The sequence below is a fragment of the Nocardiopsis nanhaiensis genome (assembly GCF_054778635.1).
In genome coordinates, this window is record NZ_BAAGZJ010000034.1 from 51073 (window position 1) to 72845 (window position 21773).

Annotated in this window: 19 protein-coding genes and 1 pseudogene; 15 read left to right on the top strand and 5 right to left on the bottom strand. The window is 71.5% G+C overall.

The genetic code is table 11. The features are described 5' to 3' along the window. The first annotated feature begins 143 nt into the window (after positions 1-143). Positions 144-302 (top strand): hypothetical protein, encoded by a 159-nt coding sequence (locus ACYVD1_RS17680; RefSeq protein ID WP_460773796.1) that lies wholly within the window; start codon positions 144-146, stop codon positions 300-302. Between the two features lie 320 nt (positions 303-622). Here ACYVD1_RS17680 and ACYVD1_RS17685 read toward each other — a convergent pair. Next, a pseudogene (locus ACYVD1_RS17685) lies at positions 623-1138 on the bottom strand (RNA-guided endonuclease TnpB family protein); the annotation flags it as partial. Positions 1139-1179: 41 nt separating this feature from the next. Between ACYVD1_RS17685 and ACYVD1_RS17690 the strand changes: the two are divergent. Further along, a complete protein-coding gene (locus tag ACYVD1_RS17690; RefSeq protein WP_460773735.1) occupies positions 1180-1320 on the top strand; it encodes a hypothetical protein in 141 nt (46 codons plus the stop codon). A gap of 105 nt (positions 1321-1425) precedes the next feature. Here ACYVD1_RS17690 and argG read toward each other — a convergent pair whose 3' ends face one another. Both argG and ACYVD1_RS17700 read right to left on the bottom strand, forming a co-directional pair. Further along, positions 1426-2871 carry an argininosuccinate synthase gene (gene argG, locus ACYVD1_RS17695; RefSeq protein ID WP_460773738.1) on the bottom strand — a complete coding sequence of 482 codons (1446 nt, stop codon included), beginning with the start codon at positions 2869-2871 and terminating at the stop codon, positions 1426-1428. 189 nt (positions 2872-3060) lie between these two features. Next, on the bottom strand, positions 3061-4323 hold the full coding sequence (locus ACYVD1_RS17700) for a GAF domain-containing protein (protein ID WP_460773740.1): 1263 nt from the start codon (positions 4321-4323) through the stop codon (positions 3061-3063). 162 nt (positions 4324-4485) lie between these two features. Between ACYVD1_RS17700 and ACYVD1_RS17705 the strand changes: the two genes are divergently transcribed. The 12 genes from ACYVD1_RS17705 to ACYVD1_RS17760 all read left to right on the top strand — a co-directional run bounded on the left by ACYVD1_RS17705 (position 4486) and on the right by ACYVD1_RS17760 (position 17835). Then, positions 4486-6312 (top strand): flavin-containing monooxygenase, encoded by a 1827-nt coding sequence (locus tag ACYVD1_RS17705; protein WP_460773744.1) that lies wholly within the window; start codon positions 4486-4488, stop codon positions 6310-6312. A gap of 105 nt (positions 6313-6417) precedes the next feature. Then, a complete protein-coding gene (locus ACYVD1_RS17710; RefSeq protein ID WP_460773746.1) occupies positions 6418-6588 on the top strand; it encodes a hypothetical protein in 171 nt (56 codons plus the stop codon). Between the two features lie 168 nt (positions 6589-6756). Continuing rightward, positions 6757-7950: an anhydro-N-acetylmuramic acid kinase gene (locus ACYVD1_RS17715; RefSeq protein ID WP_460773750.1), complete on the top strand. Its 1194-nt coding sequence runs from the start codon at positions 6757-6759 to the stop codon at positions 7948-7950. Positions 7951-7999: 49 nt separating this feature from the next. Then, on the top strand, positions 8000-8788 hold the full coding sequence (locus ACYVD1_RS17720) for a GntR family transcriptional regulator (protein WP_460773753.1): 789 nt from the start codon (positions 8000-8002) through the stop codon (positions 8786-8788). A 197-nt stretch (positions 8789-8985) separates the two neighbouring features. Beyond that, entirely contained in the window at positions 8986-10011 is a 1026-nt protein-coding gene (locus ACYVD1_RS17725; protein WP_460773756.1) for a substrate-binding domain-containing protein, read from the top strand. A 9-nt stretch (positions 10012-10020) separates the two neighbouring features. Then, positions 10021-11688, top strand: coding sequence for a sugar ABC transporter ATP-binding protein (locus ACYVD1_RS17730; protein WP_460773761.1), 1668 nt, complete (start codon positions 10021-10023; stop codon positions 11686-11688). Continuing rightward, a complete protein-coding gene (locus ACYVD1_RS17735) occupies positions 11678-12757 on the top strand; it encodes an ABC transporter permease (RefSeq protein WP_460773763.1) in 1080 nt (359 codons plus the stop codon). Before ACYVD1_RS17730 ends, ACYVD1_RS17735 begins: the two co-directional genes overlap by 11 nt. Continuing rightward, the gene (locus ACYVD1_RS17740) at positions 12750-13343 is read left to right on the top strand and encodes a glucose-6-phosphate isomerase family protein (RefSeq protein ID WP_460773767.1); all 594 of its coding nucleotides are present in this window, start codon (positions 12750-12752) and stop codon (positions 13341-13343) included. Before ACYVD1_RS17735 ends, ACYVD1_RS17740 begins: the two co-directional genes overlap by 8 nt. A gap of 37 nt (positions 13344-13380) precedes the next feature. Then, on the top strand, positions 13381-14874 hold the full coding sequence (gene xylB, locus ACYVD1_RS17745; protein WP_460773769.1) for a xylulokinase: 1494 nt from the start codon (positions 13381-13383) through the stop codon (positions 14872-14874). Further along, positions 14871-15917 (top strand): NAD(P)-dependent oxidoreductase, encoded by a 1047-nt coding sequence (locus tag ACYVD1_RS17750; protein ID WP_460773771.1) that lies wholly within the window; start codon positions 14871-14873, stop codon positions 15915-15917. The genes xylB and ACYVD1_RS17750 overlap by 4 nt, the downstream gene beginning before the upstream one ends. Beyond that, the gene (locus ACYVD1_RS17755; RefSeq protein ID WP_460773774.1) at positions 15914-16837 is read left to right on the top strand and encodes a shikimate dehydrogenase family protein; all 924 of its coding nucleotides are present in this window, start codon (positions 15914-15916) and stop codon (positions 16835-16837) included. The genes ACYVD1_RS17750 and ACYVD1_RS17755 overlap by 4 nt, the downstream gene beginning before the upstream one ends. Positions 16838-16842: 5 nt before the next feature. Then, positions 16843-17835 carry a phosphotriesterase family protein gene (locus tag ACYVD1_RS17760; RefSeq protein WP_460773778.1) on the top strand — a complete coding sequence of 331 codons (993 nt, stop codon included), beginning with the start codon at positions 16843-16845 and terminating at the stop codon, positions 17833-17835. Positions 17836-17886: 51 nt separating this feature from the next. Here ACYVD1_RS17760 and ACYVD1_RS17765 read toward each other — a convergent pair whose 3' ends face one another. After that, positions 17887-18426, bottom strand: a complete 540-nt coding sequence (locus ACYVD1_RS17765; RefSeq protein WP_460773780.1) for a DUF998 domain-containing protein — start codon at positions 18424-18426, stop codon at positions 17887-17889. Positions 18427-18639: 213 nt separating this feature from the next. Here ACYVD1_RS17765 and ACYVD1_RS17770 point away from each other — a divergent pair, with 213 nt between their 5' ends. After that, positions 18640-19773, top strand: a complete 1134-nt coding sequence (locus ACYVD1_RS17770; RefSeq protein ID WP_460773783.1) for a PH domain-containing protein — start codon at positions 18640-18642, stop codon at positions 19771-19773. Positions 19774-19820: 47 nt separating this feature from the next. On the opposite strand, the gene ACYVD1_RS17775 is transcribed toward ACYVD1_RS17770, so the two are convergent. Beyond that, positions 19821-20900 (bottom strand): RNA ligase (ATP), encoded by a 1080-nt coding sequence (locus ACYVD1_RS17775; RefSeq protein ID WP_460773787.1) that lies wholly within the window; start codon positions 20898-20900, stop codon positions 19821-19823. Positions 20901-21773 lie beyond the last annotated feature (873 nt).

Sequence of the window (21773 nt, forward strand, 5' to 3'; positions counted from 1 at the left end):
CTTAGTCCGGTGTAGGGCCGAAGGACCCGGCCTCCACCCGCATGACCAGGACTTACGGCACTCCTCCGGCCTGGAATCCCCCGGCTGGGGACCGCTGCGAGACTCTGGTGCGAGGACCACCCCCGATCTCGAGGAGTCGGCTCTTGTCGAACGAACACCCGCCCGCTACCGGCGAATCCCAGACAGCGGACATCGGGGAGATGACCCCCGACCTCTTCGACGCCCAGTTCCGCGCCCAGTACGGCAGCCCTCTGCTCGGGGACCTGTGGGCACGCGCGTGGGATGAGCAGTACCGTTGCTGATGTCTTAAGCAATCATCAGCATCCCGTGCATGTGTGCACGAAAGGTCCGTGACGGGGTCACCACAACCTGGGTTGGGTGTCCTGACGACGGTGTCCCGTTTCCTTCCGCTTGTGCGGTCTTGCGCCACCGGCCCGCCCCGCACCCGCCCTGCGGCGGGTGCGGGTGGTGCGGGCCCTACGGTCGGCTCCACGGGCCTTCGGAGCCCTCGCTCCCCGGTCTCCGGCCACTCCGGTACGGTACTGCCCACCTGCGCCGCCAGGGCGGCGAGGTTGCGTGCTGCGTTGACATCCCGATCCAGCACGAGGGGACATGCGTCGCAGTCGAACACCCGAACGTGCAGCGGCAACTTGGCTTTCGTCGCCCCGCACCCCGAGCAGGTCTTACTACTGGCGAACCACCGGTCGGCCACCACCAGGCGCCCGCCATTCCAGGCGGTCTTGTAGTCCAGCTGGCGGCGGATCTGCCCGAACCCCGCATCAGAGATGCGACGGGCCAGACGCCGGTTCTTGACCATCCCGGCCACGTTCAGGTCTTCGATGACCACCGTGCCGTACTCGCGCGCCACACTGGTGGTCAGGTGGTGCAGCGCATCAGTGCGCACATTCGCCACCCGGTGGTGCACCCTGTTGCGGGCCCGGTCGGCCTTGACCCACCGCTTCGAGGGAGGGCGCCCGGTGCGCCGGTCCGGGCCCCGGCGCCGCGACACCCTCCGGCAGGCCCGGCGCAGGTCGGTCAGTGCCCCCTCCAGGTGGCGGGGGTTGGCCACCTGCCACACCCCACCGTCGGAGTCGGCGACCACCGCCAGGGACGTCAGGCCCAGGTCCACCCCGGCCACCCCCTCCGGCCGGGCCGGAGTGGTGGGGGCGCCTCTACGCGTTGATCCGCGAACACGAGGGGGAACTGCGCGCGGAGTTGGGCGACCGGGCTAGCGAGACCCTCCTCACCGAAGGCAGGGTGCTCGGGCCCCACTTGGAGAGCCTCACGTGGGGTGCGATCGAGGCGGCCGCTCCCGCCTGACCAGCCAGCTCGGCCCCGGCCCCGGACACACGTCCGCCCCGCTCTGTGGACCGGGCGGGGCGGACGGAAGCGGTGGGCGGCGGGCCGCCCGATTCCTATGCCGGATCAGTCGGTGCCGGCCTCGATGGCCGCGTAGTCGAGCAGGTCGTCCTCGGAGCCCTGGCCGCGGGAGGCGATCGTCTCGGCACCGCCCTCGGGCATCGCGCCGATCAAGCCGGTCGAGGCGGCCTGGGCGGCGCCGATCGACGTCGGGTGCGAGTCGCCGACCATGCCCAGGGCGGAGTACTCCTCCAGCTTGGCGCGGGAGTCGGCGATGTCGAGGTTGCGCATGGTCAGCTGGCCGATGCGGTCGCTCGGACCGAACGCGGAGTCCTCGGTGCGCTCCATGGACAGCTTGTCCGGGTGGTAGCTGAACGCCGGGCCGGTGGTGTCCATGATCGAGTAGTCGTCCCCTCGCCGCAGGCGGAGGGTCACCTCGCCGGTGACCGCGGTGCCCACCCAGCGCTGCAGGGCCTCGCGCTGCATCAGGGCCTGCGGCTCCAGCCAGCGCCCCTCGTACATGAGCCGGCCGAGGCGGCGTCCCTCGTTGTGGTAGGTGGCGAGGGTGTCCTCGTTGTGGATGGCGTTGACCAGCCGCTCGTAGGCGGCGAACAGCAGCGCCATACCCGGGGCCTCGTAGATACCGCGGCTCTTGGCCTCGATGACCCGGTTCTCGATCTGGTCGGACATGCCCATGCCGTGGCGGCCGCCGATCGCGTTGGCCTCGAGGACCAGCTCGACGGAGGTGGCGAAGGACTTGCCGTTGAGGCTGACCGGACGGCCCTTCTCGAAGCCGATCGTCACGTCCTCGGTGGCGACCTCGACCTCGGGGTCCCAGAACCGCACGCCCATGATGGGGTCGACGATCTCGATGCCGGTGTCGAGGTGCTCGAGTGCCTTGGCCTCGTGTGTGGCGCCCCAGATGTTGGCGTCGGTGGAGTAGGCCTTCTCGGTGCTGTCCCGGTAGGGCAGGTCCCGTGCGACCAGCCACTCCGACATCTCCTTGCGGCCGCCGAGCTCAGTGACGAACTCGGCGTCCAGCCACGGCTTGTAGATGCGCAGGGAGGGGTTGGCGAGCAGTCCGTAGCGGTAGAACCGCTCGATGTCGTTGCCCTTGTAGGTGGAGCCGTCACCCCAGATCTGGACGCCGTCCTCGAGCATGGCCCGCACCAGCAGGGTGCCGGTGACGGCCCGGCCGATCGGGGTGGTGTTGAAGTACACGCGGCCGCCGGAGCGGATGTGGAACGCTCCGCAGGCGAGAGCGGCGAGCCCTTCCTCCACCAGGGCCTCACGGCAGTCGACAAGGCGGCCGAACTCCGCCCCGTAGTCGGTGGCACGACCGGGCACCGAGGCGATGTCGGGTTCGTCGTACTGGCCGATGTCGGCGGTATAAGCGCAGGGGACCGCGCCCTTCTCGCGCATCCACGCGACCGCTACGGACGTGTCGAGGCCTCCGGAGAAGGCGATTCCGACACGTTCACCGACAGGCAGGGAAGTGAGCACCTTGGACATGCAAAAAGTATGCACGTAAATGTATGAACATGCAAACTGCGGCCATGACCACGGGTTTGATCACCGCCACACTAGATCCGTACGGGCCGCAGCGGCACGCGGCAACGCCGAACGCGCACCTTCGGACCCGGCAGGCACACACGTTCCTGGACCCGGCAACCGCCCTGCAGGACCGGCGGGCTCGGCTCCTCAGGGCGGGAGGAGGGCACGCACTCCGTGGCTGGCACTGGTGCGGACGAACGCGCAGTCGTCCAAGCGCTCGGCGCCGCCCGTGTCCACGGTGAGGCGGACCCCGTCCTCGATCCGGTAGGGCCGCGACGCCACCACCGACCCCACGGCCCTGCGCAGCCGGGAGACCTCCGCCCTGGTACTGACGACGTGGTCCCCGTCCCCGTGAAGCGCCCGGCTCAGGGCCGACGCGCTCAGGCCGGCCGGCCCCGCCAGGTACAGCGACAGCAGGATCTCGGCGTGCCTGGTGCTCAGCGGGCTCCGCCAAGGGGCGCTCCCGCCGGTGACCTCGAGCGCGGGCGGCCCGGACAGGTCCAGCCTCAGCGCCACCGTGGTCGTGTCACCGCACGGGCGTACCAACCAGCCTCCCCGGACCGGCTCCGGCAGGCACACCCCCAGGCCGGGCACGGTGAGCGCCCGGTCCTCCACCGGAGCGGCGACACGCTCCCGGGCGGCGAGCCCCGCACTGTGCGCCACCCAACCGTCCTCGTCGACGAGCAACAGGGGCCCGGAAGCGCCCGCTACCCTCGGGCCCGCGGACGCGCGCAGCCGCTCGAGGCTCTGCTCGTGGTAGCGGGCCAGGCGCATCTCGGCCAGGCGCACGGCGCTCGCGACGAGCGCGCCGACCAGCGGGTGCAGGGTCAGCGCCGGACCACTGACATCGACGACACCGAGCATCGCCCCGGTCCGGGGGTCGTGGATCGGCGCAGCGGTGCAGTACCAGGGGAGCTGCCCCTTCTCGAAGTGCTCGGCGGCGAACAGCTCCACCGGCTGGGCTTCGGCTATTGCGGTACCGATCGCGTTGGTGCCCACCGCTCGCTCCGTCCAGGAGGCCCCCTCCCCGAAGCCGAGGCTGTCTGCACGCATCCGGATCCGGGTGGCGCCGTCCCGCCAGAGGATGACGCCGTCGGCGTCGGTGATCACCATGAGGCACTGTGAGGCCTCCGCGACGTCGGCGAGCATCCGGCGCAACTCGTCCACCACCGGTGCCAGCGGGGACTCTCGGCGCCGCCGCTCGATCTGGTCGAGGGGGAGAACGAGCCGGGGGTTGGCGCCGTCGGGGTCGACGCCCATCTCCAGCACCCGCGACCAGGAGCGGGCAACGAGGGTGCGCGGGTGTTCGGGGGGCCGGTCCCCGCCGATGACCGCGCTGCGGGTCCGGTGCAGGGACCGGGCGTGGGCGGGCAGGTCGGTGCCGGGAGCGATCGCGTTGAAGCCTCTCACGACTCACCGTCCTCGCGCAGTCCGTCCTGGGGTGCGCGAATGCGCCGACACCCGGGGGTCCACCACTCCGTGCGGCCGCCCCGTGCAATCATCCGCAACTCTGTGCGCCGCGCACCGATTTGTCCTGTGATGACAGTCACATTACGCCAAGGAGGCTGTCCCATGACACTCTTCACCGAATCCGAGGCGGACTCGTCTGGACTGTCCACTCCCCAGCGACGCGTCGACGCGTGGCTCGCGGACTTCGAGGCCGCGCTCACCGCGCGCGACACCCGACGGGCGGCGGGGATGTTCGCCGCCACGAGCTTCTGGCGCGACCTGGTCGCGTTCACCTGGAACCTGCGGACCGTCGAGGGGCCCGAAGGCGTGGCGGACCTGCTGGCCTCCGTCCTCGATACCGCGGACCCGTCGGGCTTCCACACCGAGGAGGAACCGACCGAGAGCGACGGGGTGGTCGAGGCCTGGATCGGCTTCGAGACCGCGGTCGGCCGCGGGCGCGGGCACCTGCGCCTGACCGAGGAGGGCGCGTTCACCCTCCTCACGACCCTCTACGAGCTCAAGGGACACGAGGAGTCCGCGGGCGCATCGCGCCCGCTGGGTACGGTGCACGGTGCCCGCAGCGACCGGGTGACCTGGGCCGAGGCCCGCGAAGCCGAAGTCGAGGAGATGGGCCGCAGCCGCCAGCCCTACGTGGTGGTGGTCGGCGGCGGCCAGGGCGGGATCGCGCTCGGGGCCCGGCTCACCCAGCTCGGCGTCCCGTACGTGGTGGTCGACCGCCACGCCCGGCCCGGCGACCAGTGGCGCAACCGGTACAAGTCACTCTGCCTGCACGACCCCGTCTGGTACGACCACCTCCCCTACCTGGACTTCCCGCGCAACTGGCCCGTGTTCGCCCCCAAGGACAAGATCGCGGACTGGCTGGAGATGTACACCAAGGTCATGGAGGTCAACTACTGGTCCTCCACCACCTGTGAGAGCGCCGCCTACGACGAGGAGAGCGGCGAGTGGACCGTCGTCGTCGACCGGGACGGCGAGGAGCTCACGCTGCGTCCCAAGCACCTGGTGCTCGCCACCGGCATGTCCGGCAAACCCAACGTGCCCGAGCTCCCGGGACAGGACCGGTTCGGCGGGGAGCAGCACCACAGCTCCGAGCACCCCGGCCCGGACGCCTACCGGGGCCGCAGGGCCGTGGTCGTCGGGTCGAACAACTCGGCCTTCGACATCTGCGGTGCACTGTGGGAGAACGGCGCCGACGTGACGATGGTGCAGCGCTCGTCCACGCACATCGTGCGCTCCGACTCCCTGATGGACCTCGGGCTAGGCGACCTCTACTCCGAGCGCGCCCTGGCCGCGGGCATGACGACGCACAAGGCCGACCTCACCTTCGCATCACTTCCGTACCGGATCATGCACACGTTCCAGCAGCCGATCTACGCCGCGATCAAGGAGCGCGACCGGGACTTCTACGAACGCCTGGCGAGGGCCGGGTTCCGGCTCGACTGGGGCGACGACGAGTCCGGGCTGTTCATGAAGTACCTGCGCCGAGGGTCGGGCTACTACATCGATGTGGGCGCCGCCGACCTCGTCGCCGACGGGGACGTGAAGCTCGCGCACGGCCAGGTCCGTGAGCTGACCGAGGACTCCGTGGTTCTCGAGGACGGCACGGAGCTCCCGGCCGACCTCGTGGTGTACGCGACAGGCTACGGGTCGATGAACGGATGGGCCGCCGACTTGATCAGCCAGGAGGTCGCCGACCGGGTCGGGAAGGTGTGGGGCCTCGGTTCGGACACGGCCAAGGACCCCGGCCCGTGGGAGGGCGAGCAGCGCAACATGTGGAAACCCACCCGGCAGGAAGGGCTCTGGTTCCACGGGGGCAACCTGCACCAGTCACGGCACTACTCGCTGTACCTCGCGCTCCAGCTCAAGGCCCGCCACGAGGACATCCCCACCCCCGTGTACGGGCTGCAGGAGGTGCACCACCTGAGCTGAGCACGGTAGGACCACGGGGGCGCCGCCCGGGAATCCGGTTACCCGGGCGGCTTCCGGGTAGACCGCAACTCCAACCGCAGTGCCGACCAACCCCCCGGAGGCACCGTGTTCGCGATCACCGCGGCGGTCCTGTTCGGAATCGCCCTTCTCCTGGAGCTCCTCGGCCAGAGCATCGAGGGTTTCGTTACCCCCACGACTACGGCTCTCGCCGGACTGGCCTTCCTGGCCGTGCACATGGCCGGGTACGGGACCCGGTCGAGCCGCCGACGGCGCTGACCCGCCAGGGCGGCCCTCGCCACCGTCCAGTGATCCCTCGGCCGGAGCCGGGGGACGCTGCCGTCGCACACGGCATACCGGTGATGCCCTGCGGGTTCCCGGCGGGTAACGTCGGGTGCCGACCCCCGGTCGACACCTCACACGCACCACCCCTGGCTTAGGAGCCGCATGATCGTCATCGGTGTTTCCTCCGGTACCTCGGCGGACGGGATCGACGTCGCCGCCGCCCGCATGGAGCTGGACGGCGACCTGGTGCGGCTCACTCCGCTGGGCCACCTCACCCGCCCCTACTCCGCGCCCCTGCTCCGGCAGATCCGGGAGGCGCTGCCACCGGCCCGGACCACGATGGAGGCCGTGTGCCAGCTGGACACGCGCATCGGTCAGGAGTTCGGGGAGGCGGCCCGAAGCGGGATCGAGGAGTTCACCGACGGGCGGGCCGACCTGGTCGCCACGCACGGGCAGACCCTCTTCCACTGGGCCGAAGGCGGCACGGTGCACGGGACTCTCCAGCTCGGCCAGCCCGCGTGGATCGCCGAGGCCACCGGCCTTCCCGTGGTGTCGGACCTGAGGGTGGCCGACGTGGCCGCCGGAGGTCAGGGCGCCCCGCTGGCGAGCACGCTGGACCTGCTGCTGCTCGGTGGGCACACGGAACCCACCGCGGCGCTCAACCTCGGCGGGATCGCCAACGTCACGGTCGCGCGCGAGGGGAGCCCGCCCCAGGCATTCGACACCGGCCCGGCCAACGCCCTCATGGACGCCGCGATGCGCCTAGTCACGGATGGCCGGGAGAACTTCGACGCGGGCGGCGCGCTCGCCGGGGCCGGCCGCCCCGACCCCGCGCTGCTGGAATACCTGCTCGCCGAGCCCTACTACCAGCTGCCCCCGCCCAAGACCACCGGACTGGAGCTGTTCGGCCCCGACCACCTCGACGCCGCCCTGCGCGGCAGCGGCAAGACCCTGGGCACGGACCTCTCGGGCGCGGACCTGCTCGCCACCCTGGTGGAGGTCACCGCCGCCACCGTCGCGGACGCGCTGCGCCCCCTCCGTGTGGCCGAGGTCCTCGCCTCCGGAGGCGGCGCCCACAACCCCGTGCTGATGGAGCGGCTGGCCGACCGGCTCGGCCCCGCGCGGCTGGGCACCTCTGAAGACCTCGGGATGGACAGCGACGCCAAGGAGGCCTACCTGTTCGCGCTGATCGGCTTCCTCAGCTGGCACGGACTCGCCGGCTCCGTGCCGTCCTGCACCGGTGCCCGCAGGGCGCCGATCGCTGGCCGCCTCACCCCGGGCGCCGGACCGCTCCGCATGCCCGAACCGGCCACCGTCACCCCCGGGCGCCTACGCGTCCAGACTCCTGGGGCGTGACCTCAACCGATCGCGCCGACCGACGGGCGGCTGGTTATCCTCTCATTACATGATGACCATCGACCGTACGTCGCCGATGCCGTACTACCACCAGCTCAAACAGATCCTGCTGGCCGACATCGAGCGCCGCGGGCTCAGGGCCGGGGCACGGCTCCCGGGAGACCACGAGCTGTGCCTCACCTACGACGTCTCCCGCACGGTGGTGCGCCAGGCGCTCACCGAACTGGAGTACGCGGGCGTGATCGAGCGGCTCAAAGGGCGGGGCACCTTCGTGGCCGGGCCCAAAGTGAACGAGGGCCTGGCCCAGTCGCTGACCGGCCTGTTCGAGGACGCCGAGGCGCGCGGTTCGCACCTGCGCAGCGAGGTGCGGAGCCTGGAGTCCCGCCGAGCCGACAGCCGGGTCGCCGCCGAGCTCGGGGTCGAGGTGGGGCACCCGGTGGTGCACATCGAGCGCCTGCGGTTCGTCGACGACGTCCCCTGGGTGCTGACGGTGACCGACCTGCCCGAGGAGATCGCCCCTGGGCTGGTGGACGAGGACCTCGCGGAACAGTCGCTGTACCGGCTCCTGGAGCAGTCCTACGGGGTGCGCCTGGCACGCGGACGCCGCACGATCGAGGCGTCCGTGGCCAGCCCTTCGCTCGCCTCGGACCTGGGGGTGCGGGCGGGTTCCCCGGTGCTCGTGCTGAGGAGCCTGAGCGTGAACGCCGAAGGGCGGCCCGTGGAGAGCTTCGTGGCCTTCCACCGGGGCGACCGCAGCCGCATGGAGGTCGAGCTGACCCGTATTTCAGATCCGGGGTCCCCGCCGCGCCCGCTCATGATCGTCACCGACGAGGACTGAGCTCCGCCCAGGCTCCCGCTGCCCCGGAGGGTGCCCCGCCCCCGGGCCGTCTGGCGGGGGCGGGGTGGCGGAAGCTTCTCCGATGAGACTTGCGTCACTTGTCATTACAGGATTACACTCCCCGGAAATCTCCGCGCCATCGCAGACGGGGGGCAACACACAGGGCGATGGCACACCCGAACGGGAGTGATCGACCCATGAGACGCCCCAGGAACGTTTCCCCAACCCTCGCCGGACTCGCCGTGGTACTCGCCCTCGCCATCGGCGTCATCGGCGGCCGGGCCGTCTTCGGCGGCGCCGCCACGGAGGAGGCCGCCGGGTCCGAGGCCGCCGGACTCCGTGTCGACGTCCTCGTCAAGGCCACCGACTCCGACTTCTGGCAGTCGATGCTCGCCGGGGCGGAACAGGCCGGAGAGGACTTCGGCGTGGACGTCCACCTCACCGGCCCCACGTCCGAGGCCGACATCGAGGAGCAGGTGAGCATGCTCGAGGACTCGATCACCCGGGGGGTCGACGCGATCGTGCTGGCACCCAATTCCTCCACGGCCCTCGACAGCACCATCGACCGCGCCCGCGACGCCGGGATTCCGGTGATCATCGCGGACAACGCCGTGGAGACCGATCACGACGGGTTCATCGGCACCGACAACATCAAGGCCGGCGAGCAGGCCGGCGAGCGCATGTGCGACCTGCTCGGCGAGCGCGGTGAGGAGGACGGACAGGTCCTGCACGAGTCCGGCGCGTCCGGCCAGCAGGTACTCATCGACCGCTTCGAGGGTTTCGAGCAGGGCCTGGCCAGCGACTGCCCGGACGCCGAGATCACGCAGACCCTGGTGAACGAGAACGACATCAACACCGCCGTCACCGATGTGGCGGACGCCCTCAACTCCAACCCCGACCTGGCCGGTGTGTTCGCGGACAACAACACCTCCGGGACCGGCGCCGCCCGCGCGGTGGACGAGTTCGGTTCCGACGAGGTCTCCGTGGTCGCGTTCGACTCCGACCCCGCCGAGGTGGAGGCGGTCCGGGACGGCAGCATCGACGCGCTCATCGTGCAGAACCCCGTCTTCTTCGGCTACCAGGGCGTGGTGGAGGCCGCTATGACCGCCTCCGACCGCATCGCCCCGGTCCAACTCGACCCGGGGGCGGTCGTCGTCGACATCGACAACATCGACGACGACGACCTGCAGGTCCTGCTCGACCCGCCCACCACGACCGGATAGCGGGTGGCGATGAGTGAGCGACCACAGCGGCCCGGCCCGCCGCGGTCCTCGGCGGAAACGGCGTCGGCAGGGGGCGGGGCACCCGTCGTCGAGGCCGTGGGCCTCAGCAAGTCCTACGGCCCGGTGCGCGCCCTCGACCGGGTCGACCTGCGCCTCCCACCCGGCGAGGTCCGCTGTGTCGCTGGCGAGAACGGGGCGGGCAAGTCGACCCTGATCCGGCTGCTCACCGGCGCCGAGCCCCGGGACCAAGGCACGTACGCAGTGGACGGCGAGGCGATCGGCCACCACCCCACGCCCGCCAGGCTGCGCGAGGCCGGTGTCGGAGCGGTCTACCAAGAGCTCAGCCTCCTGCCGCAGCTCAGTGTCCAGGACAACCTGCTGATGGGACGGTTTCCGTCGGTCTTCGGCCTGGTCGACCGACGGGGCCGGGCCCGTCTGGCCCGGGAACTGCTGGCCCGCGTCGGTCTGGCCGACCTGTCGGCCGAAAGCGTCGTGGGTGACCTGCCCATGGCGACCAGGCAGCTCGTGGAGATCGCCAGGGTCCTCGGGGACGAGGCCCGCCTGGTGGTCTTCGACGAACCCACCACCGCGCTGTCGGACTCCGAGACCGCCGTGCTCTTGGAACACGTCCGCGCACTGTCCGCCCAGGGCATCGCGGTCCTCTACATCACGCACCGCATCGAGGAGATGTTCGAGGTGGGCGACACCGTCACGGTGCTGCGCGACGGCTCACACGTCACCACACGACCGATCTCCGAGTTCACCCCGGGCAGTCTGGTGGAGGCGATGGTGGGCCGGTCGGTCGACGCCCTCTACCCCGACCCGCGCTCCCCCGGCAGCACGCCGCGGCTGGAGGTGCGCGGCCTGACCGCACCCGCCTTCCCCGACCCCGTGGACCTCACGGTGAACTCCGGGGAGATCGTGGGCCTGGCCGGTCTGGTGGGGGCCGGGCGGACCGAACTACTCCAGGCCGTCTTCGGCGCCGACGCCGTCCAAGGAGGTGCGGTACTGGTCGACGGCGCCGAGGTGCCGAGGAACTCCCCCAGAGCTGCGGCGGCACACGGCATCGGCATGCTCACGGAGGACCGCAAGGAGTCCGGCCTCCTGCCGGGGCTCTCCATCCGGGAGAACATCGCCATCGCCAGCTACACGCGGGGGTCCCGCTGGGGCTACGTGTCGCCGTCGTGGACGCGCCGACACGCCGACGCCGCTATCGAGGGCCTCGGACTGCGGTACCGCGACCTGGACGACCCGGCGTCATCGCTGTCTGGCGGAAACCAGCAGCGCATGCTGCTCGCCCGCTGGCTCGCCCTGGACGCCCGCGTCCTCCTCCTGGACGAGCCCACCAAGGGCGTCGACGTGGGTGCTAAAGCGGAGATCTACCAGCTCGTCGCCGGCCTAGCTGAACGGGGAATGGCGGTCCTGGTCGTCTCCTCCTACCTGCCGGAGCTGCTCGGCCTCTGCGACCGCATCACGGTCATGCGGGGCGGGCGCCTCACCGCCGACCTCCGGGCAGCCGACACCTCCGAGGCCGAGATCGCCCGCCACGCCAGCCTCGACACCGCGGGTACCGACGGCGCCGGCGGCACCCCCGAAAGGTCCGTCGGCACCCCCGAGAGGGCCGACGGCACCGGGAAGCCCCGATCGGACGAGAAGGAGCGACCCCATGACCACTGATTCCGGCAAGGAAGCGGTCAGCCAGGACGGGGACCGGGCGGGGTCCCGTTCCGAGGACGTCCTGACCGCACGGCAGATGCTCGGCCGGGGCGTCAACGGTATCCCCGTGCTGATCGTCCTCGTCGTGGCGCTCGCCCTGACCACGGACTCCTTCCTCACCCTCACCAACCTCGACAACCTCGGCCGCCAGGTCTCCATCTACGCGATCATCGCGATGGGGCAGCTACTGGTGATCCTCACCCGGGGGATCGACCTCTCCGTCGGATCCGTGGTGGGCCTGTCCGGCGTGATCGCGGCCACCGCCGTGTACGAGACCTCGGGCGCCCTCCCCGTGGCCGTCGCGATCCTGTTGGCGCTGCTGGCCAGCGCGGCGGTGGGCGCCACGAGCGGCCTGCTGGTCTCGGTGGTGCGCATCCCCGCCTTCATCGTGACGCTGGGCTTCATGGGCATCGCGCGCGGGCTCACTCTGCTGATCTCGGGCGGACGCACCATCCAGCCGCTCCCGCCCGAATTCGTAGCGATCGCCAACAGCACGTTCCTCGGCCTGTCCAACCTGATCTGGATCACCCTCATCGTGCTGCTGGCGGTCACGTTCGCCCTCCGCCGCACGGTGTGGGGGCGCTACGTGTACGCGGTCGGCGCCAACGAGGAGGCGGCGCGCCTGTCCGGTGTCCCGGTACGCGCGGTTCAGATCAGCGTGTTCACAGCGTCGGGACTGCTCGCCGGGGTCGCCGGGATCCTGCTCGCCTCCCGCCTCGCCAACGGGGTCCCCACGGCCGGCACGACCTACGAACTCAGTGCTATCGCGGCCTGCGTGATCGGCGGCGCCAGCCTGTTCGGGGCACGGGGGACCGCGCTGGGGGCGTTCCTCGGCGCACTCATCGTCGGGATCCTCAACAACGGCGGGACCCTCCTCGGGATCGACCCCTTCTACCTCCAGATCGCGATCGGCGTGCTGATCCTCGTAGCCGTCGCCATGGACCAGCTGCAGTCGTACCGCCGCCGCACCCCGTCCAGGAAACCGCGCGCACAGGACGCGTCCGAACAGGGAGGAAGTACCGATGCCTGAGTTCACCGCCCGGCCCGTCCCGCCGATGGGGATCACCGCCACCGCCGACCGCGCGGCCCTCGAACCCCGGGGGCCGGTGCTGACCCGCAGGATGTCGGCGCTCGAAGGGCTCTTCGCCGACGCTGAGGCCTGGTCTGCGGCGGTCGAGGCGGGGGATCCCGTGGTCTACGAGGTCGCGTCCTCACCCGTGCCCGAACTGGCCGGGGAGCTGCCCCAGTCCATCACCACCATCCACCCGGGCGCCGTCGGCGGCGAGCTGCACATGACCAAGGGCCACCAGCACACGAGGGCACGCGGTGAGATCTACGTGGGCCTGTCCGGCGTGGGCGGGCTGCTGATGCACGACGGACGGGAGAGCGCCTGGGTCGACATGGCCGAGGGGGTCATCGGCTACATCCCCCCGGGGTGGGCACACCGCAGTGTGAACGTCGGCGACGAGCCGTACCGCTTCCTCGCGGTCTACCCGGGCGACGCCGGACACGACTACGAATGGGTCCTCACCCACGGGATGGGGCGCCGCGTGGTCCGTGCCCGGGGCGGTTCCGGCGGGCCGGGTACCCACGAGTTCCTGCCGTACTCACCCTGAACCCGCACCGCCACCTCCCCACCCCCTGAGGAGTCGCATGATCATCGCGCACGACCTGGGAACCACCGGCAACAAGGCCTCACTGCACCACGACGACGGCCGACTCGTCACCTCGGCGACAGAGCACTACCCCGCGCACTACGCCGACGGCGGGGTGGCCGAACAGCACCCGCAGGACTGGTGGGCGGCCGTGTGCGCGGCGACGCGCTCGCTCCTGGCCACGACCGGAACCAGCCCCGCGTCGGTGCGGGCCGTCGGCTTCAGCGGCCAGATGATGGGGGCCGTGGTGCTCGACTCCGCCCACGAACCGGTCCGGCCGGCCCTGATCTGGGCCGACCACCGGAGCGTGGACGAAGCAGCCGAACTCGAGGGCCGGCTCGGCGCCGACCGCGCCTACCGGCATCTCGGGCACCGCCTGCACCCCACCTACACGCTCGCCAAGCTGCTGTGGCTGCGCGCACACGAGCCGGAATCGTACCGCCGCATCGCACACGTGTGCCTGGCCAAGGACTTCGTGGTGCACCGGCTCACCGGGGAACTGGTCACCGACCCCTCCGACGCCTCCAGCACCAACGCCTACGACCAGGGCACCGGCGCGTGGTCGGCCGAGGTCCTGCAGGCCTCCGGTGTGGACCCGGGCCTGTTCCCGCCGATCGTGCCCTCCACCACCGTCGCGGGCGGGGTCACCGCGTCCGCGGCGGCGGAGACCGGGCTCGCCGTCGGCACCCCCGTGGTGGTCGGCGGCGGGGACGGGCCCCTGGCCGCGCTGGGCACGGGGGTGATCGGCCCGGGCGACGGCGCCTACACCTACCTCGGTTCGTCGTCGTGGATCTCCATGTCGGCCGAGAAACCCCTGCACGATCCGATGCGCCGGAGCATGACCTTCGACCACGTCGTCCCCGGCCACTACGTGCCCACGGCCACGATGCAGGCGGGCGGGGCGTCCCTGGAATGGATCGGTGAACTGCTGCTCCCCGGCGGCCCGGGAGGCGAGGGCATCGACCGCCTCGTGGGCGCGGCCGACCCCGCCGACACCGCGGGCCTGTACTTCCTGCCCCATCTCATGGGAGAGCGCTCCCCGCACTGGAACGCCCTGGCCCGGGGTGCCTTCGTCGGTTTGGCCCGGCACCACGACCGCACCCACCTGACCCGCGCGGTCCTCGAGGGGGTGGCGTTCAACCTCGCGACCTGCCTGGACGCGTTCGCCGACGCCGGCCGCCGGGTGGACCGCGTGGACGCGATCGGCGGCGGCGCACTGAGCGACGCCTGGCTGCGGATCCTCGCCGACACCTGGGGCACCACGGTCCGGCGCCGGTCGATCGTGGAGGGGGCCAACAGCCTCGGCGCCGCCGTCACCGCGGCCGTCGGAACGGGGCTCCTGGACGACCTGTCCGCCGCGCGCTCCCTGTCCGAGGTCACCGCCGAGTTCGAACCGGACGCGGAGCGGCACGGCACCCTCCGCGAACGGCACTCAGCCTTCCAGGACGCCTACGCGGCGCTGGAGCCCTGGTTCGAGAGGAGGCACCCGTGAGCGATGGGACCCGTGGGAACGTGCTCGTCACGTCGCGGTCGTTCGGCCGCGGCAGCTCCGACCTCGTCGGGGAGTTGGAGCGTGCGGGGCTGCGGGTGGTGCACGGCCCCACGGGCCACGCGATGGCGGCGCTGGCCCCGTTGTTGCAGGAGGCCAAGGCGTGGATCTGCGGTACCGCACCGGTGACGGCGGAGCACCTGCGCCACGCGAAGCGGCTCCGTGTGCTCGCCCGCCACGGGGTGGGTGTCGACAACGTGGACCGCGCGGCCGCCGACGCACTCGGGATCCCGGTCGCCAACACGCCCGGGGCCAATTCCGCCGCCGTCGCCGACCTGGCCGTCGGGCTGCTGCTGGCGTCCCTGCGCGGGGTCGCCGCGGGCGACCGCGACGTGCGCGCGGGCCACTGGCGACCCCGTCCCGGGCGGGAACTGGGGAGCCTCACCCTGGGCATCGCGGGCTTCGGCCGGATCGGGAGGTCCGCCGCCGCCAGGGTGCGCGGGTTCGGCTGCACGGTCCTGGCCCACGACCCCGCCGTACCCGACGCGGTTCTGCGCGAGTACGGCGCCGAACCCGCGTCCCTCGAAGGCCTGGCTGCCAACTGCGACGCCGTCACCCTGCACGTCCCCGGCGGAGAGCGGGTGGCCAGCGCCGCGTGGCTGGACTCCGCGCGACCCGGGCTGTTCCTGGTGAACACGGCCCGGGCGGACGCGGTCGACGAGGAAGCCGTCGCCGCAGCGCTGCGCTCCGGGACCCTGGCCGGGTACGCGGCGGACACCCTGGCCTCGGAACACGGCACGCACGAGGGACACGCGGACCCGTCTCCGCTCCTCGCCGCCGACCTCGCCGACCGCGTGGTCGTCACCCCCCACTCGGGCGCGCAGACGGTGGAGGCGATCGACCGGATGGGCGCGGGTTCGGTACACAACGTCCTGGCGGTCCTCGACGGCCGGACACCACCGGGCCTCGTACCGGCACCGGCACACGAGGGACCAGAGCGCAGAGCGCCGGAGCCACCACAGACCGGGGAAGGCAGGAGTGTATGAGTGACCAGCCAGGAAGCGCCCTGGGGTTCATCGGTGTGAGCACGGCCGGTTCGTCGATCCAACGGGTGTTCCCGCTGTGGGCCGAGGCCCTCGGGCTTCCCGGCGCGCACCTGGTCGGCCATGACCTTCCGCTCGACGCCCCGGACGGGGACTACCGAAAGACCGTCGAGCTGTTGCGCGACGACCAGCGGTACGCGGGAGCACTCGTCACCAGCCACAAGACGGGGGTCTACCGGGCGGCCGGAGACCTGTTCGACGAAGTGGACCGGTTCGGGCGGCTGTGCGGCGAGGTGTCGGCGGTGTCCAAGCGCGGCGGGCGACTCCTGGGCCACGCCAAGGACCCGCTGACCGCCGGTTTGTCCCTGGAGGAGTTCCTCTCCCCGACGCATTTCGCCGACACCGGGGGCGACGTGCTCGTCCTCGGCTCCGGCGGAGCCGGCACCGCCATCGCCTGGTACCTGGCCAACCGCCCGGACCGGCCGGCGCGTATCGTGGCTACGTCCCTGGACCGGGGCCCGCTCGACTCCCTGGGCACGGTCCTCGCCGAGGCGGCACCCGGCGGTCCCGGGCCGGAACCGGTGGTCCTGGAACCGGTGGTGGTCGACGGCCCGGCCGACGACCTGTTGAGTGGACTGCCCCCGGGCAGCCTCGTCGTCAACGCCACCGGCATGGGCAAGGACCTGCCGGGCTCTCCGATCTCGGACCGGGCACGGTTCCCCGACAGTGCGATCGCGTGGGAGATCAACTACCGCGGCGAACTCGACTTCCTGCACCAGGCCCGGGCTGGCGGGGCGCACTCCGTGGACGGCTGGCGCTACTTCGTGCACGGCTGGTCGCAGGCGATCGCCGAGGTCTTCGACCTGGGCATCAGCCAGGAGGACGTCTCCCGCCTGTCCGAGCTGGCGGAGGGCGTCCGGTGACGCCCGTGAGGAGGACTGCCACGGCCGGGAGGTCCGGTGCGTTCGTCCGGACGGTGCTCGGGGACATCCCGCCGCAGCGGCTCGGCCGGACCGACTACCACGAGCACCTGTTCCAGGTGAGTCCGCTCCTGCCCGGCGACGAGCTGGACGACGAGGAGGCGAGCGGGGCCGAAGCGGCGATGCTCGGTGCCGCCGGGATCGATGCTCTGGTGGAAGCCACCCCGCTCGGCCTCGGCCGGGACCCGGCCGCCAGTGCGCGTGTGGCGGAGACGAGCGGCCTGAACGTCGTCGCCACCACCGGCTGTCACCGGCAGGGGCACTACCGGGAGGGCGACCCTCTGCTCGCGCTCACGGAGGAGGGGCTGGTGGAACTCTTCCTCCGAGACCTCACCGAGGAGGCGGCGGAAGCGGGCTCAGGCACGGAGGTCGGGGCCGGAACGGGTTCGGGGGGCTCCCCCGTACGCGCCGGGCTCCTCAAGGCGGGTGTCGGCTACTGGTCGGTCTCCCCCTTCGAGCACCGGGTCTTGGCGGCGGTGGCCGCGGCCCACCGGATGACGGGCGCGCCCGTCATGGTGCACCTGGAGCACGGCAGCGCGGCCTTCGAGGTCCTGGAGATCCTGGATTCGTGGGGGGTGCCGGCCTCGTCGGTCGCGCTCGCGCACGCCGACCGCAACCCGGACCCGGTGCTGCACGCGGAACTGTGCGCCACCGGCTGCTACCTGGGCTACGACGGCATGGCCCGGCACCGGACTCTGTCCGATTCGGCGGTACTGGACTGCCTGGTCCGCACCGTGGGGAAGGTCGGCCCGGACCGCCTCCTCCTCGGCGGTGACGTGGCCAGGCGCACCCGGTACCGGGCCTACGGCGGCATGCCGGGGCTGGACTACCTGCCGACCCGCTTCCTGCCCCGGGTGCGCGCCGAACTCGGGGACGGGGTACTGGCCGCGATCCTGGGGGCCAACCCGGCGGCCTGGTTGTCGTGGCCGTCCACACCCTGAGCCGGGGCGGCCGCAGACAGGGCCCAAGAGTCAGTGCTCAGGGGATAGGGCTCATGACCGTGTGGGCGCGCTGGCCCCGGCATGCACGGCGTCCTGCCGTGACCGGCTCTCCCGGGGCCGGGTCAGCGAGTTCAGGACGAGGGCGACCACCGTGGTCCAGGCGAGGCCGGTGCCGATCGAGATTCGCTGGTTGAGCCCGCCCCACTCGACGAAGCCGGGTGTCTGGATGAAGCCCTCGCTCGCGATGAAAAAGAAGGTGAGGAACCCGATCGCGCTGAGGACGGAGTAGGCGGCCAGCACCCACGTGCGGGTCCGGAGCGACCAGACGGTGAAGGCGGCGCAAGCCAAGGGGATCCCCAGGAAGAAGAGCATCGACAGTGCGTCGTGCGCGATCCCCGGCGGGGTGTAGACGATGTGGTCCGGGGTGCCAGGCGGGTAGCCGCTGAGCGGGTCCCCGGGGAAGAGTCCGGCGCCGAACAGCCCGGCCCCGCCCATCCCGAGCAGCCAGGGTTTGGCGCCCGCCTTCGACTTGCGCCCGAGCGCCCCCTGGTTGAGCGCCCTGCGCGAGGAGCAGCTCTTGGGGCTGTCCACGCCGGGTCACCACGGCCTCGTCCCGGGGCGCCATCGAGATCGGCGGGCTCAACCACGAGGTGGCCGCCGAAGTGGCAGAGAACCTGCGCGGCATCACCCAGCGGACCCCCGGTGATGCCACATGAGCCCGGTGGAGAAAGGCACGGAGGGAACCATCCCGGAGGGCCCGGGGACGGGCACTGGGGGCACGGGCAGCGCCCCCTGGTCCCGGTTGTGAGCATCCGGATGGTCTGGGCCGACGGTGCGTGGACTCTGCTTTCACTCGCCCCGATGGTGATCGCGGTGTGGGTCTTCGAGCAGGGCTTCGGGGTCGGAACCCTGTGGCCGCTGCTGGCCGTCGCGGTCTTCGGGGTGCTGGGCGCGACGGGTGACGCGCTGCGCTGGGTGTTCACCCGCTACCGGGTAACCGGGGAGCACGTGGAGCTGCGGACCGGTGTGTTCGGCCGCAACCACCGTTCGGTGCGCAGGGACCGGATCCGCAGCGTGGACCTGGACGCCAAACTCTGGCACCGGCTCCTGGGCCTGCGCGTGGTCAACATCGGCGCGGGACAGCAGGCGGCCGCCGGCGAGTCGGCCTTCGAGCTGGACGCGGTGTCCAAAGAGGCGGCGCAGAGCCTGCGGCGAGTCCTGCTGTTCGGTTCCTCCGCTCAGCCGCCAAGGGCCGGGGAGCCCGAGAGGGATGGAGAGGCCGAGAGGGATGGAGAGGCCGCCGGAGCCGAGAAGACCCCGGACGGGCACACCGGACAGGTCCGGGTGCTGGCCGGGTTCCGGCCCGGGTGGTTCGTGTACAACATGTTCAACGTGTGGGCCGACGTCCCCGCCGTCGGCCTGCTCTGGGGCGTCTTCGCGGTTGGTTCCGTGTTCGGGATCGATCCCTTCGGCCGGATCCTGAACCTCCTCGACCTGTGGAGCCTCCACTGGGTGTGGGCCGCCCTGGCGGGCGTGGCCGCGCTGGGCGTCCTCGGCGCGGCCGGGATGGCGGTCAGCTTCCTGACCGAGTACTGGAACTTCCAGCTGGCCCGGGTGCCCGGCACGAAGGGCACCCTGCTGCGGACGCGGCTGGGGCTCTTCAGGACCCGCGAGGTCAACCGCGACGAGAACCGGATCCGCGGGGGCCAGGTCTCCGAGCCGGTGCTGTGGCGCTGGCTGGGCCTCCGGAGTGTGTCGGCCATGACCTCGGCCGGGGCCGGGGGGTACGAGGCACCCGACATCGCCGCCGACGAGTCCACCCGGTTCGCCGCCGTGGCCGCCCCGGGGGTCCTCGACCCCTTCCTGGTCACCGACGAACCGGTGACGGGCATACCGGCCACGGCCGCTGCCGCCCCCACCGAGGCGAAGGCCCGGTGAGGGCGGCAGCGGGATCGGACACGCGTGGCCAGCGATGACTCGCGGCGCTATTCGTACTCCGTGCCGCCCTTGCGGGTGAGGTAGGCGTCCGAGACGAACTTGGCGATAGCCCGTCCGACCAGGACCCGAGAGAACCGCTCGTACGCGGGGCGGACGACCACGCCCTCGCGCAGGTGCAGGGAGGCCCCGCTCCAGGCCTCCCTGCCCTCCGCGGCCGTGAACAGCGCGGCCTCGTCGTAGGGGCCCTCATACAGCTGCGGCATCGCGGGCAGACCCGTCTCCGCCAGGAGATCGGGCAGGTCCGCGGCGTCGATCCACCGGGAGGCGCCCTCGACGTCGAGGCGCACATCGAACACCGCGTAGCCGGGCCGTTCACTGCGTCCGGTCTCGCCGTACTTCAGGTCCTGCACGCCCGAGCCGAACACCTCCCCGAAAACGCCCACCCGCGAGGCGCCGAAGCGCTCCGCGATCATGCGCGCGGCCTTGGCGACGCCGTGTGCGTCCACCGCCTTCCAGTACAGGTTGTCCGCCGAGTGCACCAGACCGAGGCCCTTGGCGCCCTGGCCCTTGGAGGAGACGAACCCCTCCCCCGTCTCGGTGACCAGGGTGTACAGGCAGGCTGTGCCGTGGATCTTCTCCGTGGCCACGACCGGCTCCCCCTGCTCGAACACGTCGGGGTAGCGCTTGACGTTCTCCACCTCGATCCACCTGAGCAGGTCGGGGGCGGGGGTGAGTTCGCCGCTCATGTGCAGCGGGACCTCCGGAACCCACTTGGTGATCCCGAGGTCACCGGCGAAGTCCGTACCGGCCTCGTGGTCGGCGGCGAGATCGCGGCCGTCGAGCTTCGGGGGTCGGCAGACGATGCCCTGAGACATCTCACCGCGCAGCCGGATCGGCTTGACCCGGTTGCGCTTGGAGCCCCCGAGCTTTCCGGTCAGGCCCAGCTCTTCGATGAGCTCGCCCGGCAGCACGGCGTTCTCGGGGATGTAGACCGCCCATTCACCGGTTCGGTAGGCCCCTTTCGGGACGACCGCGTGGAACAGACCGACCTGCGCGAGCTCCAACGCGTCGGCGTCGGGGTGCGGGTGGATCATGAGCCGCTCGGCGGTCACCCGAAGGGTGGACATGGTCTTCCTCCTCCTGTGAGGGTCCCTTAAGGACGATCAGGTCTGTGCCTGGGCCACTGTGTCCGAGTACCCACGAAGTCCACAACGTCTTTTCCCGCGGAGGCGGCGTTCCGGCACGGCCGAGAGCGCTGCTACTGGCCAGTGCGGGTCGGATAGCCCGCGGCTCTGCTGGATGCGGAAATGTCCACTTCTCGGGGCGTCCCATTCTGGGGGTACCCCACTCTCGAGGCGTCCCACATGGAGCTCAGATGACTTCTGGAAGGCCTGGTGAGGTTGCCCTGGGGAGTTGGGGTTGCCTGCTCTGGTGGGGGTTGCCTTTGCCGCTGCCCTTGTGGCTTGAGGTGTCCTCTCTGGTGGGGGTGCCCCTGTTGGCTGGGGTGTCCTCCTTTCCCGCCGCCCGATTGTGGCCGTCTCCGCTGCGCGCCTCAAGGTCGTCGCCATCGAGCGCTTCGCGCGTCAACGGCGCTCCACCTTGACCCGCTCCGCTACGACGGCGGGTTGGCGGCTATCGGGAAAGGGGGAAGGGTGGTCGAGGTCCGAGCGGGACCAACACGGCCTTCGGTCGAACCCCTCGGGCTTCGCCCGACCCCTCGGCCTGGCGGCCGATTCCTGCCCCTGCGCCGGAGCGTTGACGGGTCGGGTGTCGCGGCCGGTCATTCTGGGCGGCGGACCCCGAACAGCGCGGCCTGCGGCCGGTGGGCCACTGCACCGGAGCACACCGGTTGAGGGTGTCGCGGCCGGTCACTGTGGGCAGCGCGAAACACCGGGGCGGGTTGGGTTGAGGTGGGTGTGTGGTGAACCCCCTAGTTGGAGTCAAAAACGAGGGTGACCGTGACTCCAGGAAGGGGGTTGGGCTGGCTCCGGGTCCCCGTC